At 74.7% G+C, this 19572-nt stretch carries 19 protein-coding genes; 12 read left to right on the top strand and 7 right to left on the bottom strand.

Features of this window, described 5'->3' with window-relative positions:
• The first annotated feature begins 96 nt into the window (after positions 1-96).
• Positions 97-630, top strand: coding sequence for a DUF4190 domain-containing protein (locus OG989_RS10660; RefSeq protein ID WP_327030409.1), 534 nt, complete (start codon positions 97-99; stop codon positions 628-630).
• A 58-nt stretch (positions 631-688) separates the two neighbouring features.
• On the opposite strand, the gene OG989_RS10655 is transcribed toward OG989_RS10660, so the two are convergent.
• A complete protein-coding gene (locus OG989_RS10655; protein ID WP_132231620.1) occupies positions 689-1645 on the bottom strand; it encodes an HpcH/HpaI aldolase/citrate lyase family protein in 957 nt (318 codons plus the stop codon).
• A gap of 125 nt (positions 1646-1770) precedes the next feature.
• On the opposite strand from OG989_RS10655, the gene OG989_RS10650 reads away from it, so the two are divergent.
• The 6 genes from OG989_RS10650 to OG989_RS10625 all read left to right on the top strand — a co-directional run bounded on the left by OG989_RS10650 (position 1771) and on the right by OG989_RS10625 (position 7703).
• On the top strand, positions 1771-2595 hold the full coding sequence (locus OG989_RS10650) for an SDR family NAD(P)-dependent oxidoreductase (protein ID WP_311410652.1): 825 nt from the start codon (positions 1771-1773) through the stop codon (positions 2593-2595).
• A 75-nt stretch (positions 2596-2670) separates the two neighbouring features.
• Complete coding sequence (locus OG989_RS10645; RefSeq protein WP_327030408.1) at positions 2671-3399, top strand: GNAT family N-acetyltransferase; 729 nt, start codon at positions 2671-2673, stop codon at positions 3397-3399.
• A 222-nt stretch (positions 3400-3621) separates the two neighbouring features.
• Positions 3622-4716 (top strand): SagB family peptide dehydrogenase, encoded by a 1095-nt coding sequence (locus OG989_RS10640; RefSeq protein ID WP_151454710.1) that lies wholly within the window; start codon positions 3622-3624, stop codon positions 4714-4716.
• Positions 4717-4724: 8 nt separating this feature from the next.
• A complete protein-coding gene (locus tag OG989_RS10635; protein WP_327030407.1) occupies positions 4725-5732 on the top strand; it encodes an alanine racemase in 1008 nt (335 codons plus the stop codon).
• Positions 5729-6976 (top strand): MFS transporter, encoded by a 1248-nt coding sequence (locus OG989_RS10630; RefSeq protein ID WP_151454712.1) that lies wholly within the window; start codon positions 5729-5731, stop codon positions 6974-6976. Before OG989_RS10635 ends, OG989_RS10630 begins: the two co-directional genes overlap by 4 nt.
• Entirely contained in the window at positions 6960-7703 is a 744-nt protein-coding gene (locus tag OG989_RS10625; protein ID WP_327030406.1) for a class I SAM-dependent DNA methyltransferase, read from the top strand. Before OG989_RS10630 ends, OG989_RS10625 begins: the two co-directional genes overlap by 17 nt.
• Before the next feature lie 27 nt (positions 7704-7730).
• Here OG989_RS10625 and OG989_RS10620 read toward each other — a convergent pair whose 3' ends face one another.
• Together OG989_RS10620 and OG989_RS10615 are read right to left on the bottom strand one after the other, a co-directional pair.
• Positions 7731-9923 (bottom strand): APC family permease, encoded by a 2193-nt coding sequence (locus OG989_RS10620; RefSeq protein WP_327030405.1) that lies wholly within the window; start codon positions 9921-9923, stop codon positions 7731-7733.
• A gap of 124 nt (positions 9924-10047) precedes the next feature.
• Complete coding sequence (locus OG989_RS10615; RefSeq protein ID WP_442791924.1) at positions 10048-11019, bottom strand: DMT family transporter; 972 nt, start codon at positions 11017-11019, stop codon at positions 10048-10050.
• Positions 11020-11116: 97 nt separating this feature from the next.
• Here OG989_RS10615 and OG989_RS10610 point away from each other — a divergent pair, with 97 nt between their 5' ends.
• The gene (locus tag OG989_RS10610) at positions 11117-11863 is read left to right on the top strand and encodes an HAD family hydrolase (RefSeq protein WP_151454715.1); all 747 of its coding nucleotides are present in this window, start codon (positions 11117-11119) and stop codon (positions 11861-11863) included.
• Between the two features lie 17 nt (positions 11864-11880).
• Here OG989_RS10610 and OG989_RS10605 read toward each other — a convergent pair whose 3' ends face one another.
• Both OG989_RS10605 and OG989_RS10600 read right to left on the bottom strand, forming a co-directional pair.
• Entirely contained in the window at positions 11881-12408 is a 528-nt protein-coding gene (locus OG989_RS10605; RefSeq protein WP_442791923.1) for a hypothetical protein, read from the bottom strand.
• A gap of 119 nt (positions 12409-12527) precedes the next feature.
• Complete coding sequence (locus OG989_RS10600; protein WP_327030402.1) at positions 12528-13397, bottom strand: PhzF family phenazine biosynthesis protein; 870 nt, start codon at positions 13395-13397, stop codon at positions 12528-12530.
• Between the two features lie 33 nt (positions 13398-13430).
• Between OG989_RS10600 and OG989_RS10595 the strand changes: the two genes are divergently transcribed.
• From OG989_RS10595 to OG989_RS10585, 3 genes are all read left to right on the top strand, one after another.
• Entirely contained in the window at positions 13431-14717 is a 1287-nt protein-coding gene (locus OG989_RS10595; protein WP_327030401.1) for a magnesium transporter MgtE N-terminal domain-containing protein, read from the top strand.
• Positions 14710-15324 carry a DUF1003 domain-containing protein gene (locus OG989_RS10590; RefSeq protein ID WP_151454719.1) on the top strand — a complete coding sequence of 205 codons (615 nt, stop codon included), beginning with the start codon at positions 14710-14712 and terminating at the stop codon, positions 15322-15324. Before OG989_RS10595 ends, OG989_RS10590 begins: the two co-directional genes overlap by 8 nt.
• A 162-nt stretch (positions 15325-15486) precedes the next feature.
• Complete coding sequence (locus OG989_RS10585) at positions 15487-16635, top strand: Mrp/NBP35 family ATP-binding protein (RefSeq protein WP_327030400.1); 1149 nt, start codon at positions 15487-15489, stop codon at positions 16633-16635.
• Between the two features lie 195 nt (positions 16636-16830).
• Here OG989_RS10585 and OG989_RS10580 read toward each other — a convergent pair whose 3' ends face one another.
• On the bottom strand, positions 16831-17253 hold the full coding sequence (locus OG989_RS10580) for a preprotein translocase subunit TatB (protein ID WP_151454721.1): 423 nt from the start codon (positions 17251-17253) through the stop codon (positions 16831-16833).
• A 74-nt stretch (positions 17254-17327) separates the two neighbouring features.
• Positions 17328-18671, bottom strand: a complete 1344-nt coding sequence (locus OG989_RS10575) for a S1C family serine protease (RefSeq protein ID WP_151454722.1) — start codon at positions 18669-18671, stop codon at positions 17328-17330.
• 279 nt (positions 18672-18950) lie between these two features.
• On the opposite strand from OG989_RS10575, the gene OG989_RS10570 reads away from it, so the two are divergent.
• Positions 18951-19538 carry an O-methyltransferase gene (locus OG989_RS10570; RefSeq protein WP_089003702.1) on the top strand — a complete coding sequence of 196 codons (588 nt, stop codon included), beginning with the start codon at positions 18951-18953 and terminating at the stop codon, positions 19536-19538.
• Positions 19539-19572 lie beyond the last annotated feature (34 nt).

The raw sequence follows: 19572 nt of genomic DNA, 5'->3' as shown, positions 1-19572 counted from the left end.
GCCCGGGCAACGCGGCACACCCGGTGGTGACACCTCGGGGTCTGGGCAGGCCTGACTACCCTGACGGGCGCACCCCGCACCCTACGGAGCAGACGAATGACATATCCCCCGCCCTCCGGCGGCTGGAACGACCCGGCGTGGTCGGGCCAGCAGTCGAGCCCACCCGCCGACCCCGCCCTCCCGGTGAGCGGTCAACCCGTCCCCACCCAGCCCACCGGCCCCGACCCGTACGCGCCGGCCGACCCGTACGCCCCGGACCCGTACGCGGGCGGCGACCCGTACGCCGGGATGAAGCACGCCGCCGGCCAGCCCGGGCCCGCCGCCTACCCGCCGGCCTACCCGAACTACGGCTACGCCCCCTCGTTGAGGACCAACGGCCTCGCCATCGCCGCACTGGTGCTCGCCCTGGTCGGCATCGGCTCCTGCATCACCGCGCCGATCGGCGCGATCCTCGGCCACGTCGCGCAGAAGCAGATCCGGGAGACCGGCGAGGGCGGCGAGGGCATGGCGAAGGCCGGCATCATCGTCGGCTGGATCGTCACCGGCCTCTACCTGCTGGTGGTCCTCTTCTACGTGGCGATCATCATCTTCGCGATCTCCCAGGCCGACACCGGCGGCACCAACTACTGACGCGACGGTGCCGCCCCGGCGCGGACCGGGGCGGCACGGATGTCGGGAGGCGCGGGGACTACTCGGCCGGCGGGGTGAAGGACGAGGTGCGGGTCATGCCCGCGGCCCGGCCCTTCGCCGCCACCACGAGGGCCATCTTGCGGGACGCCTCGTCGATCATCTCGTCGCCGAGCATCACCGCGCCCAGCCGGCCGCCCGCCTCCGACGTGTAGTGCTCGTACGCGTCGAGGATCAGCTCGGCGTGGTCGTAGTCGGCCTGGGCCGGCGAGTAGACCTCGTTCGCGGCGTCGATCTGGCCCGGGTGCAGCACCCACTTGCCGTCGAAGCCGAGCGCCGCCGAGCGCTTGGCCACCTCGCGGAACGCGTCCACGTCGCGGATCTGCAGGAACGGGCCGTCGATGGCCTGCTTGTCGTGCATCCGGGCTGCCATCAGGATGCGCATGAGGATGTAGTGGTAGGGGTCGCCCGGGTAGTCCGGGATGAGCGCGCCGACCACCAGGGACTTCATGTTGATCGAGGCCATGAAGTCGGCCGGACCGAAGATGATGGTCTCGACCCGGGGCGAGGCGGCCGCGATGGCGTCGATGTTGACCAGGCCGGCGGCGTTCTCGATCTGCGCCTCGATGCCGATCCGGCCGACCTCCAGGCCGAGCGTCTTCTCCAGCTGGGTCAGGGTCATGTCGAGCCACTGCACCTGGGCCGCGTTCTGCACCTTGGGCAGCATGACGCAGTCGAGGTTGGCGCCGGCGCCCTCCACCACGTCGATGACGTCCCGGTAGGTCCACGGCGTGGTCAGGTCGTTGACCCGGACGACGCGGGTCTTGCCCGACCAGTCGCCCTCGTTGAGCGCCGCGACGATGTTCTTCCGGGCGTCGGGCTTGGCCAGCGGGGCGACCGCGTCCTCCAGGTCCAGGAAGACCTGGTCGGCCGGGAGCCCCTGGGCCTTGCCGAGCATCTTGACGCTGGAGCCGGGTACCGCGAGGCAGGACCGACGGGGGCGACCGACTGCGGCCATGGATGCGCTCCTTCCAGCGTGCGCGGGCACGCCGACGTCACCTGACGAAATGCGAGGGCTTAACGATCCCAAAGGTCTTTGTGACGCCACGGTAACCTCGTGCCGTGACCGGGGTGAATGGACCTGTGGAAGATCTCACTGGGCGTCGGATCGTGGTGGTGACCGGGGCCAGTTCGGGCATCGGGCTGGCGGCCGCCGTCGACCTGGCGCGCCGCGGTGACCAGGTGGTACTGGTCGGCCGCGACCCGGCCCGACTCCAGGCCGCGGCGGAACAGGTGCGGGAGGCGTCCGGCGAGCGACCGGAGCTGTTCCGGGCCGACTTCGCGGTGCTGGACGACGTCCGCCGGTTGGCCGGCAAGCTGCGCGAGGCGTACGACCGGATCGACGTGCTCGCCAACAACGCCGGGGCGATCGCGCTCCAGCCGCTCACCACGGTAGACGGCTTCGAGCTCTCGATCCAGGCCAACCACCTGGCCCCGTTCCTGCTCAGCAACCTGCTGCGGGACCGGATCGGCCGGATGGTGGTGACCGCCTCCGGCGCGCACCGCAGCGGCGTGCTCGACCCGGCCGACCTCAACGCCGCGCTGCGCCGCTACCGGCCCATGCAGGCGTACGGCACCAGCAAGCAGGCGAACATCCTCTTCACGGCCGAGGCGGCCCGGCGCTGGCCGGAGATCCCCGCGTACTCCTTCCATCCGGGGGTGGTGCGCAGCCGGTTCGGCAACGACAACCGGCTGGTCGCCCTGGGCATGCGGATCCTGCCGCTGCGCAGCCCGGAGAAGGGCGCGGAGACGCTGGTCTGGCTGGCCAACCAGGACCCGGAGCGGCTGGTGACGGGCGGCTACCACGTCGACCGGCGGCTGCGCCGGCCGCTGCCCAGGGCGACCGATCCGCAGCTCGCCGCCCGACTCTGGACGGCCAGCGCCGAGGCGGTCGGCGTCGCCGGATAACGGGGCCCCGCCCGGCAGGCGGCGCCGCCGGATTTGCGGTGTCACCGGGGGCGGGGCGCTGCGATACTCCGCCGCATGACGACCACGGGGAACGACGCCGGCAGCGTCCTTCGGGTGCTCCGCGAGGACAAGGAACTCCAGGCACGGCTCGACGCGGAGCTGACCATCTTCAACAACCGGGCGACCGGCGCGGACGACGAGGCCGGCCTCTGCGTCCGGGTCGACGACGCCGACGGCGAGCTGGTGGCCGGCCTGACCGGGTGGACCTGGGGCGGCTGCGCCGGGATCAACATGGTGTGGGTGCGCGAGGACCGCCGTGCCGAGGGGTGGGGCGGCCGGCTGCTGCGGGCCGCCGAGGACGAGGCCCGCCGGCGCGGCTGCACGGAGATGTCGGTCTCCTCGTTCTCGTTCCAGGCGCCGGAGTTCTACCGCCGGCACGGCTACCTCGACACGGGCCGCCGGGAGGGCATCCCCGGCGGCCACGTCGACCACCACTTCTTCAAGTCGCTGGTCACCGACCCGGCCGCCGCCGTGCGCCTGGTGGCGCTGGTGGAGCTGGCCCCCGACGCGGTCGAGACCGGCCAGCGGTACGAGGACGCGGTGCTCGGCCTGCTCGGGCGGCACGGCGGGCGGCTGGAGCGTCGGCAGCGCACCGGCGACGGGCGTACGGAGGTGCACCTGATCCGGTTCGACACCCGCGCCGGCTACGACGGTTTCCTGGCCGACCCGGAGCGGGTGGCGCTGCGCGGTGAGCTGGGCGACGCCGCCCCGACCACCCGGGTGCTGGAGGTCCACGAGGCCTGAGTCGGCGCGGGAGCGGGTCGGCTCGATCCATGTCGGTGGGTGTGTTCACTGTGGACGGTCTGATACGGTGCATCACAGTGATCAACGCCGATTAGTGAGGGGAGCTCCCGCATGACCGAGCAGATCGAGGCCTTCGAGCCGGTGGCGTCCGACGACTACGACCAGGAACTGACCTGCCTGGAGCCTCCGGTCGAGGTCTGACCGGTCGAAGCCTGAGTAGTCATGCGTGTCCGTGTGTCGCGGCTGGTCGTCTTCCTGTGGCGTGACGGCCAACTGGTCTGCGACGACCCGCTGAGGCACCGGCAGTTCGCGTTGACTGTGGAGGCGGAGAGGCTGCTGCGCGACTATGCCGACTGGGCCGAGCCCGAAGGCCGGCTCGCGCAGCAGCTCCTCGACGCCCACGTGCTCGTCGCCGAGGGTTCGCCGGAGCACGCCCAGGAGGAACGCCTCGGCGCGTGGCGCGACCTGGGACCGGCAGCCACCTACTACCACCTGGCCAGCCGTACGCTCGGCAGCGACGTCTTCCGCTCGGCGGCGCAGGACGCGGCGGTGTTGCGCGCCAAGTCCGGCCAGCCGGATCCGGTCAGGGAGCACGACGGGCCACGGATCGCCCTGCCCCCGGCCGACCCGCCCGCCGTCGACTTCACCACGGTCCTCGCGGCCCGGCGCTCGACCCGATGGTTCGACCCGGACCGCCCGGTGCCGCTGCCCGCGTTCGCGGCCCTGCTGCGCTGGACGGCCGGGGTCCGTCGCGAGGTGGACGTCTCCGGGGTCGGGACGGCGCTGCTCAAGACCGTTCCCTCCGGCGGGGCCCGCCACCCGGTCGAGGTCTACCCGGTGGTCCGCGACGTGGCGGGGCTGGAACCCGGGATCTACCACTACGCGGTGCGCCGCCACGAGCTGGTGCGCCTCGCGCCCGCCCCCGGCGAGGACCGGCTGCGCGAGTGGTGCGGCGGGCAGCCGCACGCCGCCCAGGCCGGCTTCCTGCTGATGTACGCGGCGGTGCTCGACCGGACCGTGTGGAAGTACCCGGCCGCCCGCGCGTACCGTGCGCTCCTGCTCGACGTCGGCCACCTGAGCCAGACCGTGTACCTCACCGCGACGGCGCTCGGGCTCGGGACGTTCTTCACCGCCGCCACCCGCGACGCGCCCGTCGAGGACGCCCTCGGGCTGTCCTGGCCGGACGAGGCCTTCCTCGGTGTCTCCGGCGTCGGCGTGCCGCACCCCGCCGAGCGGGACCGCCAGGCGGCGATGCTCGCCGGCGGCGACGCGGCGTTCTCCTTCCCGCCGGACGCCTGGCACGGGCGCGGCGAATGACGCCGCGGGTGACCGTCGACCTGGCCCGGCTGGACGCGAACGTCGCGCGGTACGGCCGGCGGGTGGCCGAGGCCGGCGTCGCCCTGCGCGCGCACGTCAAGGGGCACCGGAGTCCCGAGATCGCCGCCCGGCAGGTGGCCGCGGGCGCGGTGGGCGTCGCGGTGCACTCGGCGGCCGAGGCCGAGGCCTACGTGGCGGTGGGCGTGACGGACGTGGTGGTGGCGTGGCCCTGGCGTGACGCGTGGCGGTGGACCAGGTTCGCCCAGCTCGCGCGGCACTGCGCGGTGACGGTGCACGTGGACCACCCCGACGCGGTGGCCGGGCTCGGCGCGGCGGCCGAGGCCCACGGCGTCGAACTCGGCGTACGCGTCGAGGTCGACACCGGTCTGCACCGCGTCGGTGTCGACCCCGACGCCGCCGTGGGGCTGGCCGCCACTATCGCGCGGACCGGCGGGCTGCGGATGGCGGGCGTCACCGGCTATGTGGGGATCACCGACCCCGCCGCCGCGCGCGACCGGGTCGAGCTGGGCCGCCGCCAGGCGCGCCTGCTGGTGTCGGTCGCCGAGCGGATCCGCGCGGCCGGGTCGCCCTGCCCGGCCGTCAGCGTCGGGGGCACCCCGACCCTCGCCGGCGTGCTGGACGTCGCCGGCGTGACCGAGGTCTGCGCCGGGGCGTACGCGCTGCTCGACGGCGGGTTCGCCCGGCTGGGCGAGTGCGATCCCGGGGCGGTCGCGATATCCGTCGCCACGACCGTCACCGGCACCGACGGGCAGGTGCTGCGCACCGACGCCGACGAACTGCTGGCGGGCGCCGACCAGACCTGGATGAGCGGTGTCGTGCTGACCGCACCCGACGGCGGGCCGGTCGACGCGGGGTCGGTGTCGGTGGGCGACGAGCTGCGGGTGCTGCCCGGACACGTGTGCCCCGTGGTGGCCCGCCGGCCGCTGCTGCACGTGCTCGACGCCGGCGAGCCGGTGGCGCGGTGGCAGGCGATCGTCCGCCCGGACCGGGCATGACCGACACCGTCGCGTCCGTGGACCGCCCGGCGGACCCGCTGCGCGAGCGCCGGTTCGTCCTGTTCGCCACGGCCAGGACGATCTCCGTCTTCGGCAACGCGATGGGCCCGCTCGCGCTGACCTTCGCCGTGCTCGACCTTCCCGGCGGATCGCCCACGGCGCTGTCGCTCGTGCTCGCCGCGATCTCGGTGCCCCGGATCGCGCTGATGCTGCTCGGCGGCGTCATCGGCGACCGGCTGCCGCGCCACCGCGTACTCGTGGCGGCGGAACTGATGTGCGGTACGGCGTACGGCGCGATGACCGTCCTCGTGCTGAGCGGGCGGGCCGGCGTCGCCACCCTCGCCGTCTGCGCGGCCGTCGCCGGCACCGCCTCCGCGCTGCTGCTGCCCTCGCTCAACGGGCTGACCGCCGAACTCGTCGCGCCGCAGGCGCGCCAGCGGGGCAACGCCCTGCTGCGGCTCGGCACGAACACCGCCACGGTGGCGGGCTTCACGGCGGGCGGCGCGCTGATCACCTGGCTCGGGCCGGGCTGGGCGCTGGCCCTCGACGCCGCGACGTTCGCCGTCGCCGCCTTACTCCTCGCGCGGCTGCGCCTCGCCGCGACGACCCGGCCCGCCGGGCGGAACCTGCCGGCCGAACTGCGCGACGGCTGGCGCGAGTTCGTCCGGCGACGATGGCTGTGGCAGATCGTGCTCGCCGCAGCGGTGATCAACGCCGCCGTCGGGGTCACCTTCGGGCTCGCGGGGCCGCTGCTCGCCAGGGCGCACCTGGGCGGCGCGGGCGCCTGGTCCGGCGTCCTGGCCGGGTACGCCGTCGGCATGTTTGCCGGCGTGCTGGTGGCGATGCGGATCAGGACGACCCGGCCCCTGCGCACGGCCGTCCTCGCCGTGTCGCTGCTGGGGCTGCCGGCGCTGCTGCTCGGAGCCGGTGCCGCCCTGCCGTTCGTGATCCTCGCCGCCGTGCTGGCCGGGGTCGCCTTCGACGTCTTCGGGGTGCTGTGGGAGACGACCGTCCAGTCCGAGGTGCCGACGGAGGCGATGTCCCGCGTGAGCGCGTACGAGTGGCTGGGGGCGGTGGGGCTGGGCCCGCCCGTCATGATCGCCGCCGGTCTCGTCGTACCCGCGATCGGCGTGCGAACGGCCCTGCTCGCCCTGGCCACGGTGATCTTCGTGGCCGCGCTCGTCCCGTTGGCCAGTTCCACCGTCCGGCACTACGAAAGGCAACCCGATGGCCGAGTACGTTGACGCCTTCGTCACGGCGTATGACCGCTTCTGGGCGCCGTACCCCGAGCGGATGGGCGAGGCGTGGCTGCGGCTGCACGCGCACGTCGCACCCGGGTCGGAGCTGAGCCTGCTGGATGTCGGCTGCGGCACCGGCATCGTGGCCGCCCGGTTCGCCGCCGCCGGCTACCGGGTCGTCGGGGTCGACGTCTCCGAGGCGATGATCGCCCGCGCCCGGGAACGGCTGGCCGGCACCGACGCGGTGCTCATCGCCGCGGACGCCGCGGACTTCGAGGTGCCGCGCACCTGCGCGTTCGCGGTCTCCACGTACGACGTCCTCAACCACGTCGGCGACATCGACCGGGTCCGGGCCTACCTGCGCTGCGTGCACCGGGCGGTCGCGCCGGGCGGCTGGTTCGGCTTCGACATGTCCACGACGAAGGGGCTCCTCGCCGACGTCCCCCCGGTCGCCCGGCAGGACGGCACGGTCTCGGTCGAGGTGGCCCGGGGCCCGCTCGACGGCGACCGCCGCCCGCTGCACGTCACCGGGGAGCTACGCACCGACGACGGCCGCACGGCCCCCTTCACCACGACGATCACCAACACCGCCCACCCCGTGGCCGACGTGCTCTCCGCCCTGGCCGACGCCGGCTGGACGACGAGCCACGTCGCCGCCATCGACGACCTGCTCACCCCCGTACCCGACCCGGAGGCGCTGCCCCGGGTCGCCGTGCTCGCCCGACGCGACTGACGACCCGCGCAGACGACGCGGAGGGAGCTACCCGCCCGGGTGCACCGGGAGGCTGGTGACCACCACCCCCGGCAGCCGGCGCAGCGCCGTACGCAGCCGTTGCTCGGTGCGGCTGTGCAGCAGCCGGTGCCAGCGGCTGCGCACCACCACCTCCGGTACGACGACGGTCAGCACCAGGTCGGCCCGGGAGGCGTGCAGGGCCTCCAGGTAGTGCGCGAGCGGCCCGACCACCGCCCGGTACGGGGACACGATCGTCTCCAGCCGCAGGTGGTCGCCCCACACCCGCCACTGCTCCCGGAACCGGTCCGCCTCCGGTTCCTCGGGGGCGATGTGCACGGCCAGCGTCGGCTGCCCGAGCGAGGCCGCGTACGCCAGGGCCCGCAGCGAGGCCCGGTTCAGCCGGGCGACCGGCACGATCACGAGGTGGCGTACCTGCTCGGGCAGTTCCTCGTCCTCCGCAGCGGGCCCGGTGGCGGGCGGCGGGGCCGGCACCACCGGCGGCCCGGGCGCCGGGCCACCCGGCGGCGGGTGCAGCGCCAGGGACCGGTGCAGCCTCCGGTAGTGCCGGTGGATGGCCCGGAACAGCAGGACCAGCAGCGGCACGGCGACGACCACCACCCAGGCGCCCTCGGTGAACTTGGTGACGGCGGCGGTCACCAGCACCAGGCCGGAGAAGGTGCCGCCCACCGCGTTGATCGTCGCCCGGCGGCGCCAGCCGGGACCGCGTCGGCGTCGCCAGTGCCGCACCATCCCGGCCTGGGACAGGGTGAAGGCGAGGAACACCCCGACCGCGTAGAGCGGGATCAACGCCTCGGTGTGCCCGCGGAAGGCCACCAGGATCACCGCCGCCGCGACGGTGAGCGCCACCAGCCCGTTACTGAAGGCGAGCCGGTCGCCCATGTGCAGGAACCGGCGCGGCGCGTGCCCGTCCCGGGCCATGAAGAAGAGCAGGCGGGGGAAGTCGTTGAAGGCGGTGTTCGCGGCCAGCAGCAGGATCAGCGCGGTGGCGGCCTGGATCAGGGCGTACCAGGGACCGCTGGGAAAGGTGACCCGGGCCAGTTGGGAGAGGATCGACTGCTCGGCGGTGGGCACCAGCCCGGACAGGTGGATCAACCCGACGAGGCCGCCGAAGAACAGCACCAGCATCGCGACCATCCAGGTGAGCGTGGTGCGCGAGTTGCGCCACTCGGGAGGCCGGAACGCCGGAACCGCGTTGGAGACCGCCTCGATGCCGGTCATCGAGACCGCGCCGGAGGAGAACGCGCGGAGCACCAGCAGCAGCCCCAACCCCTCCACGGCCGGCACCGGCGGCGGGGCGACCGGGACGAAACCCCGCCCGGCCGCGCGGAACCAGCCGACCGCGAGCAGCGCCAGCAGCGCGACCACGAAGGCGTACGTGGGCAGCACGAAGAGGTTGCCGGCGGCCCGTACGCCGCGCAGGTTGCCCGCCAGCAGCAGACCGATCACGGCGAGCCCGAGGGGCACCGTCCAGGCGGCCAGTCCCGGCATCGCCGAGGTGATCGCCCTGATGCCGGCGGAGACGGACACCGCCACGGTGAGCACGTAGTCCGTCATCAGTCCCGCCGCCGCGGCCAGCCCCGCCCCCGCGCCCAGGTTGTCGCCCGCCACGATGTACGACCCGGCCCCGTGCGGGTAGGCGGCGACGGTCTGCCGGTAGGAGACGCCGACCGCGATCATGAGCAGCGCCAGCCCGGCGGCCAGCGGCAGGGACAGCCCGAGCGCCCCGCTGCCGGCGAGCAGCAGCACGGCGAGCATCGCCTCCGGCCCGTACGCCACCGAGCTGAGCAGGTCGGAGGAGAGCACCGGCAGGGCCACCAGCTTGCGCATCCGCTCGTAGACCACGGCGGCGCTGGTCAGTGGCGGCCCGAACAGCGCCCGCCGCAGCCGGGTGGTCGCCCGGCCGAGCCGGCTGCCGGGCAGGTTGGCCGGTGCGGTGGCGACCAACTCGTCCGGCTCCCCGATCCGGAACATCGCGATCGGGGCGAGGCGACCGAACCGCGTGGGGGCCGGCCGGTCGGGGTGCCGGCGCAGCGTCGGGTCCACCGGCAGCGTGTCCGCGCCGGGGGGTCGGCCCCGCCGGGCGTTCCGCCACCGGTCACCGATCCGGCGTAGGGCCCGCAGCTCGTCCGGGTCGAGCGGCGGGAACTCGGCCGACGGCGTGACGGTCGTGCCGCCCTCGTCGCCGTCCCGCTCCGCCATCCGCCTTCCCGCCGCCGCGTGCCCTCCCTCGCACTCTCACGGACGCCGCCGGATCCGGCAGGCGGAACGGCCGTTCCCGCGCCGAAGGAGTGGCCGTTCGCCGGCCGGGGGCCATCCCACCGCGTCAGTCGGGCGGTGGGACGGCGTCGGGGGGGACGGCGGTGGCGACCGGGCGGAGGCGGCGGGCCGAGCGGGCGCCGCCGAGCACCACCACAGCGACGCCGGCCAGCAGCAGCCCCAGCCCGGCCAGGGCGGTCGCCCCGGGCAACTGCCCCAGCCAGGCCCAGCCGATCAGGGCGGCGCCCGGGGCCTCCAGCAGGGCCAGCACGCTGACCGTGGTCGCCGAGACCTTCTTCAGGGCGTAGTTGAACATCGAGTGCCCGAGCAGCTGGGCCCCGGCCACCAGGGCCAGCACGACGAGCCAGGTGCCGGTGTCGAAGCCGGTCAGCGGCACCCGGCCGACCAGGCAGACCACGAGCAGGACCAGGGCGCAGACCCCGTAGCAGACGGTGGTGTAGGTGGTCGTGCTGATCGTCGTACGGGCCCGCTCGCCGAGCGCGGTGTAGACCGCCGCGAACAGGCCGCCGGCCACCGCGAGCAGGTCGCCGGCCACGGCCCGGCCGGAGACGGCGAAGTCCGCCCCGGTCGCCACGACCGCGCCCGCGACCGCCACCCCGACGCCGGCCCAGACGGCGCCCGGCAGCCGGCGGCCCTGGGCGCGGGCGATCAGCCCCTGCCAGACCGGCTGGGTGGCGCAGAGCGCGGTCGCCGCCGCGACCGAGGTGAGCTTGGTGCTGGGCATCCAGGTGGCGAAGTGCGCGGCGAGCGCGACCCCCGACAGCACGCAGTAGACGCCTTCGCGACGGCCGGCGCCGACGGTCAGCGACCGGAACTCGGCGCGTCGCCGGGCCGCCGAGAACGGGCCGAGCACGGCGACCGAGAGCAGGTTGCGCCAGAACGCGACGGCCAGCGCCGGCGCCGCCGCGACGGCCACCAGCGGCGCGGACGACGAGACGGCGACGACGGCCAGGACGAGCGCCCCGGTGGTCGCCGGGTGGAACGACGGGCGGTGCGCTGCGGGGGACACGGGGAGCAATCCTCACACGCCACGGGCCGACACGGAACGTCAGCACTCCGTTACGATCATGCCTGTCCGCGCCGGCGATTCCCCTACCGCCTGGAGGCGCTCCCCCATGCCCACCTACCAGGCGGTCCTGTTCGACTTCTTCGGCACGCTGACCCGTTCCGTCCAGCGGGGCGAGGCCCACCGGTCGACCGCCGAGCTGCTCGGCTGCGCCCCGCGCACGCTCGTCGACGTGCTCGACCGCACCTACTACGAGCGGGCCTGCGGGCGGCTCGGCAACGCCGAGGCGACCCTGCGCTGGGTCTGCGAGCAGGCCGGCGTGCACCCCTCCGACGACGCCGTCCGCGCGGCGGTCGCCTCCCGTCACCGGGCCATCCGCGCCGACACCCGGCTGCGCGACGAGGCCGTGCCCACGCTCGCCGCGCTGCGGGGGCTCGGCCTGCGTACGGGAGTGATCAGCGACTGCACGCACGAGCTGCCGGCGTTCCTGCCGCAGCTGCCGATCGCCCCGCTGCTCGACGTGCGGGTCTTCTCCGTGCAGGTGGGGCGCTGCAAGCCGGACCCGGCGCTCTACCAGGCGGCGTGCCGGCGGCTCGACCTGGCGCCGGCGGACTGCCTCTACGTGGGCGACGGCGGCAGCCAGGAGCTGACCGGGGCGGAGCGGGCCGGGATGACAGCCGTACGGCTGGCCGCGCCGGACCTGGCCGGCCACATGGTGTTCAACGCCGACGAGGCCTGGATCGGGCCGGTGCTGCGCTCGCTCGACGAGGTGGTCGAACTCGTCGCGCGGGTGCCGGGGCGCGCGACTGGCCTCGTTCCCGCGATCGCCCCCGTGCCGGCCGGCTGCGTCTCCTGAGCCGGCGGCCGGGCGTCTCAGCGGCGGCGGACCCGGTGCAGGCGGAACGGCTTGCGGGTCGCCCGGACGGCCGGCGTCTCGCGGGGCACCTCGGCCAGCGAGTCCGCGGGCAGCCCGGCGCCGGCGAGCGGCTCGCCGGCCGGCTCCAGCCGGTTCACCGCACAGCCGTCGGTCGCCCAGCGCTCCGCCAGCTCCGCCGCGGGCCCGGGCGCGTTGAGCCGCTTCGCGGCCACCAACGGCGCGGTCGTCTCCCAGTGCTCGGTGCCGGGCGCCAGGCGGCTCACCCGCGCCGGCCAGGTGACGATCCGCCCGCCGTGGTCACCGCGCAGGGTGACCTGTGCCTCGGTCGCGTCGGCCAGCCCCGGGGCGGACTGCTCCCCGGGGCCGCTGACCACGAAGAGCGCCCCCTGCAGGGGCAGGCACCACAGCGCGAGCGCCGGCCCGCCGGGCACGCTCACCCAGGCCACGGCGGCCTTCTTCATCGCCTCGTCGACCAGCGGCGTGCTGGTCCGCTCCGCGTCGGTCACCCTCGCATCCTCCCGCATCCGTCCCCGTCCCGTCAGTGCCGCCCCGGGTCCGGCCGCTCGCCGCCGTGGACGCGGTCGGGGCGCACGGCACGGGCACGACGCCGGACGATCCGATCCGGCGGCACGGATCGCGCAGGTCAGCCGACGAACGGCGGGACCGTGATCTCGCCCCGGGCCACCGGTACGACGTGCCCGGCCACGGTGGCGCCCACCGCCTGACCGTCCTCGGCGGTCACCGTGCAGGCCAGCACGGACGGGCGGTTGATCTCGATGCCCTGGTGGACGGTGTACTCCGCGCGCCCGTCGGCGGGCAGCAGGCCGCTGGCGACCAGCCACACCCCCAGGCCCAGGGCCGCCGAGCCGGTGGCCGGGTCCTCCGGCACACCCAACCCGGGGACGAAGACCCGGGCGTGCGCGGTTTGAGCGGCGGCGTCCCAGGAGAAGACGCTGACGTGCTCCACTCCGTACCGCTGTGCCGCCGCCGCGTTGACCCGTGCGCGGGCCACCGCGTCCGGGCGGACCGGAAGGTAGGGAAACTCCAGCCCGCAGCCGGCCACCCGGGGCGCCGGGCCGACGTGGTCGTCCGCGTTCAGGCCGGCCATCTCCAGCAGCGGCTCCGGGTCCAGCTCGGGGCCGAGGGTGGGTACGCCGCCGGTGAGCGTGGCCCCGGTCGCGGTCACCTCGATCGGCAGCACGCCCGCCCCACATTCCTGGGTGACCTGCCCCACACCGAACATGCCACGGCGGCTGGCGGTCACCGCCGCGCCGACGCTGGGGTGACCGGCGAAGGGCAACTCCTCGGCCGGCGTGAAGATGCGGGCCCGGTAGGTGGCGCCGACCTGGGTGGGCGGGAGCACGAACACCGTCTCGGAGAGGTTGAACTCCAGCGCGAGCGCCTGCATCTGCTCGGTGGCCAGCCCTTCGGCGCCGAACACCACCGCCAGCGGGTTGCCGGCGAACGGGCGGTCGGTGAAGACGTCCACGATCTCGTAGGCCAAGGTCGACATGTTGATAAACACTAGGCGCTTAGGCTGGTGCCCGTGAGCACGCCGACCCGGGTCTACCTCGCCCGGCTCGCCGGGGTGGCCGTCTTCGATCCCAACGGCGACCAGGTGGGCCGGGTCCGCGACGCGGTGGGCAGGCTGCGGCCGACGCAACGCCCGCCCGAGGTGGTCGGTCTGGTCGCCGAGATGCCGATGCGGCGGCGCATCTTCCTCTCGCTGAACCGGATCACCTCCATCGACGCCGACGCGGTCGTGCTCGGCAGCGGCACGCTCAACCTGCGCCGCTTCGAGAAGCGCCCGAACGAGCTGCTCGTGCTCCAGGAGCTGCTGGATCGCCGGGTGCAGGTCGAGCCCGGCGGGCAGTCGGGCTCCGTGGTGGACGTGGCGATGGAGTGCAGCCGGGGCGGCGAGTGGTCGCTGGCCCGGGTCGCCGTACGCGAGCAGACCGGCCGGTTGACCCGCCGGGGCCACCTGCACCAGGTCGAGTGGGAGCGGGTACGCGGGCTCAGCGGCATCGCCGACAGCCGGGGCACGGCCAACCTGCTCTCGGTGCTGGAGGACATGCGCCCCGCCGACCTCGCCAACGCCCTCCAGGATCTCCCCGACACCCGGCGCAACGAGGTCGCCGCCGCGCTGGACGACGAGCGCCTGGCCGACGTGCTGAGCGAGCTGCCGGAGCGCGACCAGGTGGAGATCCTGGCCGCGCTGGACCGCGAGCGGGCCGCCGACGTGCTGGAGGAGATGGACCCGGACGACGCCGCCGACCTGCTCAGTGAGCTGCCGCCGCCCGAGCAGGACGTGCTGCTCGACCTGATGCAGCCGGGCGAGGCCGACCCGGTGCGTCAGCTGCTCAAGTACACGCCGGGAACGGCGGGCAGCGTGATGACCTCCGAGCCGGTCATCCTGCCGCCGGACGCCACCGTCGCCGAGGCCCTGGCCCGGATCCGGGAACCGCAGCTCTCCCCCGCGATCGCCGCGCAGGTCTTCGTGTCCCGGGCGCCGATGACCACGCCGACCGGCCGTTACCTCGGCATGGTGCACTTCCAGCGGCTGCTCCGCGAGCCGCCGGCCGACCTGCTCGGCGGCATCGTGGTCAACGACATCGACCCGCTGCGGCCGACCACCCCGCTGCCGGAGATCACCCGCCGGATGGCCACGTACGACCTGGTCGCCATGCCCGTTATCGACCGCAACAACCGGCTGGTCGGCGCGGTCACGGTCGACGACGTGCTGGACCACCTCCTGCCCCGGGACTGGCGGGACCGGGACGCCGCCGAGCGCCCGTCCGCCGCCGGGCCGACGCTGGACGGCGCGGATGACTGAGCAGCGACGGGCGCAGCGGCTCGACCAGCCGCGCGAGCCCCGAGGCGTCAAGCTGCCCCGGTTCGACCCGGAGGCCTTCGGCCGGTGGTCCGAGGGGATCGCCCGGGGGATGGGCACCGCGAACTTCATCGTCTACATGACGATCGTGATCGCGCTGTGGTTCGGCTGGAACACCCTGGCCCCCGCGCACCTGCGCTTCGACCCGTACACCTTCACGTTCCTGACCCTGGTGCTGTCCCTCCAGGCCAGCTACGCGGCGCCGCTGATCCTGCTGGCGCAGAACCGGCAGGCCGACCGGGACCGGGTCTCCCTGGAGGAGGACCGCCGCCGGGCGACCATGCAGAAGGCCGACACGGAGTACCTGGCGCGGGAGATCGCCGCGCTGCGCAACGCGATGGGCGAGGTCGCGACCCGGGACTTCCTCCGTTCGGAGCTGGCCCGGCTGGCCGAGGAGCTGGACGAGGCGGGCCGGCGCCGGCAGCGGCTGGAGCGCCGGCAGCAGGACAGGATCCCGCAGCACGGCGACGGGCTGGAGGAGCCCCGCGACGACCTGGACGGCGATCAGGCCCACGACGGCCGCCCGGAGGGCCGGGAGGCCGAGGCCTGAGCGGCCCGGACGCCGCCCGCCCCGGGGGTCCGGCTCGGCGGGATCGACTCGATCGTCCCGCTTCGTCCGATATGCCGCCCGGCGCGGCCGTCGCCATCGATTCGCTCACACCGCCCCCCGCTGACGGCGGTGGGTCAGGGCCACCGACGTAGCATTGCGGGCATGTCAGCACCCGTCAGCACCGTCTCCGACGCGATCCAGGCCGCGCTGGCCACCGTCAACGACCCGGAGATCCGCCGGCCCATCACCGAACTGGGCATGGTCCGCTCCGCCGAGGTCGGCGACGACGGCGTCGTACGGGTCGAGCTGCTGCTCACCGTCGCCGGCTGCCCGCTGAAGGACAAGCTGCGCTCGGACATCACGGCCGCCGTCGGCGCGGTGTCCGGGGTGACCGGCGTGGCGATCGAGTTCGGCGTGATGAGCCCCGAGCAGCGCCAGGAACTCCAGGCGAAGCTGCGCGGCGGCGGCGCCTCCCAGGAGCCGGTCATCCCGTTCGCCCAGCCGGGCTCCCGCACCCGCGTGTACGCGGTCGCCAGCGGCAAGGGCGGCGTCGGCAAGTCCAGCGTGACGGTCAACCTGGCCGCCGCGCTGGCCGCCCGCGGGCTCTCCGTCGGCGTGGTCGACGCCGACATCTACGGCCACTCGGTGCCCCGGATGCTCGGCGCGGACGGGCGCCCGACCCGCGTCGAGGACATGATCATGCCGCCGCAGTCGCACGGCGTGAAGGTCATCTCGATCGGTATGTTCACCGCTGGCAACGCCGCCGTGGTGTGGCGCGGCCCGATGCTGCACCGGGCGTTGCAGCAGTTCCTCGCCGACGTCTACTGGGGCGAGCTGGACGTGCTCCTGCTCGACCTGCCCCCGGGCACCGGCGACGTGGCGATCTCCCTGGCCCAGCTGCTGCCCAACTCCGAGATCCTGATCGTCACGACCCCGCAGGCCGCCGCCGCCGAGGTGGCGGAGCGGGCCGGCGCGATCGCGTTGCAGACCCACCAGCGCGTGGTCGGCGTCATCGAGAACATGTCCTGGCTGGAGCTGCCGGACGGCTCCCGGATGGAGGTCTTCGGCGCGGGCGGCGGCCAGGCGGTCGCCGAGTCGCTGACGAAGACCATCGGCGCGCAGGTGCCGCTGCTCGGGCAGGTCCCGCTCGACACCCGCGTGCGCGAGGCCGGCGACGTGGGCACCCCGATCGTGCTGGCCGAGCCGGAGTCGCCGGCCGCGAAGGCACTGGGCCAGGTCGCCGACCGGCTCGCCCTGCGCCGGGAGTCGCTGCTCGGCAAGCCGCTGGGCCTCAAGCCCGCCGGCCGCTGACCGTACGCCGGCCACGGCCGGCGCTGTCGCCACCCGCACGGGGGCGGCGTTCCCCCGGGAGCGCCGCCCCCGTCGCCGTCCGTGGCGACGCCGAGGCGGGCCGGGGTCAGGGCGGCACGGCGTCGCCGCTGACCGGAGTCAGCTCGCGTCGTAGCTGACCCGGAAGCAAGTCACGTCGTCGCAGCTGGCCCGGGGTCAGGTCGCGTCGTCGTAGCTGGCCCGGGGGGCGGGGGCCGGGGCGGCGCCGGTGGCGGTCGCCGGGCGGCTGCCGTTCGCGCGCACGTCGGCAGCGGAGGCCACGTCCTTCAGCTCGTTGTGCACGCCGGTGACGTCCGCCCGCAGGTTGTCGTAGACGCCCTGGAGGGGCTTCCGGATCGCCTGCTCGTCCTCCTCGCTGAGCAGGTGCTTGCGGATGAACGCCTTCGGGTGCAGGTCCTCCAGCTGGATGTCGGTGCCCAGCTCGCGACTGAGGTCGGTGGTGGCGTTGCTGGCCATCGCGCGCAGGTTGCGCACCATGCGCAGGCCGTCGCTGATCACCGCGGGCAGCCGGTCACCGAAGATCAGCAGCGCCAGGAGCAGCAGCGCACCGATCTCCCACCAGTTCAGGTTCTCGAACACTGCGCGGGCCTCCTTCGGCGTCAGCAGCAAGACTACGCACGTGGGGCACCGGTCGGGGAGGGGGTGACCGGTCCCTACTTGGCGTCCGCGGCCAGGGTCACGGAGGCGTTCTGCCGGTTGGCGCCCCGGCGGTACTCCACGGTCACCACCGCGCCGGGCGCGAACTTGCGGACCAGGGCGATCAGGTCGGTCGGTTCGGTCATCGGCCGACCGTCGAGCTTGAGGATCACGTCACCGGCCCGCAGCCCCGCGCCGGCAGCCGGGCCGGACGGCTCCACGGCCGCCAGGCGTACGCCGGCTCCTCCGGTGCCCGCGCCGGACCCGCCGACCTGGGCGCCGATAACCGTGCGCCGGGCCTTGCCGGTGCCGATGATGTCCTGCGTGATCCGCTTGGCCTGGTTGATCGGGATGGCGAAGGCGAGGCCGATGTTGCCCGCCTCCTGCCCCTCGGAGACCAGCGACTTGATCGTCGAGTTGACCCCGATCACCCGGCCCGCGCCGTCGACCAGCGGGCCGCCCGAGTTGCCGTGGTTGACCGCCGCGTCGGTCTGGATCGCCGCGTAGTAGCGCGTCGGGCCGCCGGGCTCACCGGCCCGCATCGTCCGGTCCAGGGCGCTGACGATGCCGGCCGTGACCGTGTTGGCCAGCGAGAGCGGCGAGCCCATGGCCAGCACCGGGTCGCCCACGGCCAGCGCGTCGGAGTCGCCGAACTCGACCGGCCGCAGGCCCGTCCGGGAGACCTTGATCACTGCGATGTCGGACTCCGGGTCCTGCCCGACGACGGTCGCCGGGGCCGAACTGCCGTCGTTGAAGACCACCGACGCCTTGCCGGTCGCCCCCGCCACCACGTGGTCGTTGGTGATGACGTGCCCATCGGCGCTGGCGATGAAGCCGGAGCCCTCGCTCGTGCCGCCGAGACCCGCCACCCGGACGGTCACCACGCTGGGCAGCACCCGCTCGGCGACCCCGGCCAGCGACTCGGGCCTGCGCTGGGCCAGGCCGGGCGCCTGCGGGTCCGCGCCGAGCACCGTGCCGGCCACGGCGCCACCGCGGACCGCGAAGGCGTACCCGAGCGCGCCGCCCAGGCTGCCCGCGAGCAGCGCGGTGATCAACGGGATGAGGAGGAGCTGCCGCAGCGTCGGCCGGCCCGGTGCGTCCGGGTCGCTGACCGGCTCCGGCTCGGTGCCGGGGCTCGGCGCGGCCGGCAGCACCACGGCGGCCGGCGCGGTCGGGTCGCGCCACGGGTCGGCCAGCGCGTCGGTCCACCAGGGCGAAGTCGTGCCGCCCCCGGCGCCCTGAGGCGTCGGCGGCGACCCCACCGGCGGATGTCCGGGCACCGGCGGTCGCGCCGGTGTCGGAGTTCCCCCGGGCTGGCGCCAGTCCCAGCCGTCGGTCACGTCGGTGCCCTCCCAGTCCATCCCCGGATCCCGCGCTCCACGGACCTGGCGACAGCGTCGCCCGGTCGCGCTGGCCGGAACACCGCTTCCAGGATTACACGGATGCCGCGGATGGAGTCACCGGTTGCCGACCGTGATCGTCGGGTGGCGGACGCGCGGCTGCGCCCGTTCGACGTCGCCTCTAGGCTCACAGTGCCCACCCGCCCCCGCACCACGCATGCCGCCCGGAGGTGTCCCATCGCCACGGTCGCCGGTTCCGGCAATTCGACGGCCCAGACCCTGCACTTCGCCGAGTCGTACGTGACCGAGGATCTCGTCCTGCGCACCGCCCGCAGCCTGGCCCACGAGGTCGGCCTGGAGGCGGTGACCCCCGGCGCCGGCGCGGCGCTGCGGCTGCTCGCCGCCGCCGGCAGCGCCCGGGCGGTGGTGGAGATCGGCACCGGCACGGGAGTCAGCGGGGTCTGGCTGCTGCGCGGGATGCGCGCCGACGGCGTACTCACCACCATCGACGTCGAGGTCGAGCACCAGCGGATCGCTCGGCGGATCTTCACCGAGGCGGGCTTCGCCGCCGGTCGCACCCGGATCATCACCGGCCGGGCGCTGGACGTGCTCCCCCGGCTCGCCGACGGCGCGTACGACCTGGTCTTCGTGGACGCGGAGGCGACCGGGTTCGCCGCCTGCGTGGACGCCGCGCTGCGGCTGCTGCGACCGGGCGGCGTGGTCGCGCTCAACGGCACGCTGGCCGGCGGCCGGATCGGCGACCCCGCCGCTCGGGACGTCGAGACGGTGACCGTCCGCGAGGCGATCAAGGCGATCCGGGAGTCCGAGCACTGGATCCCGGCGCTGCTGCCGGTCGGCCACGGGCTGCTCGCCGCCGTCAAGTGCTGACCCGCCGCTGACCGGGGGCCCGCCGGGGGCGGGC

Source organism: Micromonospora sp. NBC_01740, from assembly GCF_035920365.1.
Classification (GTDB): Bacteria; Actinomycetota; Actinomycetes; order Mycobacteriales; family Micromonosporaceae; genus Micromonospora; species Micromonospora reichwaldensis.
Note: the sequence above shows the minus strand (reverse complement) of the source record. Positions and strands in the feature narration are given on the sequence as shown.

What these genes read in the sequence shown, in the direction of transcription:
- OG989_RS10660 (WP_327030409.1), top strand. Translation starts at nt 97, where the DNA reads ATGACATATCCCCCGCCCTCCGGCGGCTGGAACGACCCGGCGTGGTCG.
- OG989_RS10655 (WP_132231620.1), bottom strand. Translation starts at nt 1,645, where the DNA reads ATGGCCGCAGTCGGTCGCCCCCGTCGGTCCTGCCTCGCGGTACCCGGC.
- OG989_RS10645 (WP_327030408.1), top strand. Translation starts at nt 2,671, where the DNA reads ATGACGACCACGGGGAACGACGCCGGCAGCGTCCTTCGGGTGCTCCGC.
- OG989_RS10640 (WP_151454710.1), top strand. Translation starts at nt 3,622, where the DNA reads ATGCGTGTCCGTGTGTCGCGGCTGGTCGTCTTCCTGTGGCGTGACGGC.
- OG989_RS10630 (WP_151454712.1), top strand. Translation starts at nt 5,729, where the DNA reads ATGACCGACACCGTCGCGTCCGTGGACCGCCCGGCGGACCCGCTGCGC.
- OG989_RS10625 (WP_327030406.1), top strand. Translation starts at nt 6,960, where the DNA reads ATGGCCGAGTACGTTGACGCCTTCGTCACGGCGTATGACCGCTTCTGG.
- OG989_RS10620 (WP_327030405.1), bottom strand. Translation starts at nt 9,923, where the DNA reads ATGGCGGAGCGGGACGGCGACGAGGGCGGCACGACCGTCACGCCGTCG.
- OG989_RS10610 (WP_151454715.1), top strand. Translation starts at nt 11,117, where the DNA reads ATGCCCACCTACCAGGCGGTCCTGTTCGACTTCTTCGGCACGCTGACC.
- OG989_RS10605 (WP_442791923.1), bottom strand. Translation starts at nt 12,408, where the DNA reads ATGCGGGAGGATGCGAGGGTGACCGACGCGGAGCGGACCAGCACGCCG.
- OG989_RS10600 (WP_327030402.1), bottom strand. Translation starts at nt 13,397, where the DNA reads ATGTCGACCTTGGCCTACGAGATCGTGGACGTCTTCACCGACCGCCCG.
- OG989_RS10590 (WP_151454719.1), top strand. Translation starts at nt 14,710, where the DNA reads ATGACTGAGCAGCGACGGGCGCAGCGGCTCGACCAGCCGCGCGAGCCC.
- OG989_RS10585 (WP_327030400.1), top strand. Translation starts at nt 15,487, where the DNA reads ATGTCAGCACCCGTCAGCACCGTCTCCGACGCGATCCAGGCCGCGCTG.
- OG989_RS10575 (WP_151454722.1), bottom strand. Translation starts at nt 18,671, where the DNA reads ATGGACTGGGAGGGCACCGACGTGACCGACGGCTGGGACTGGCGCCAG.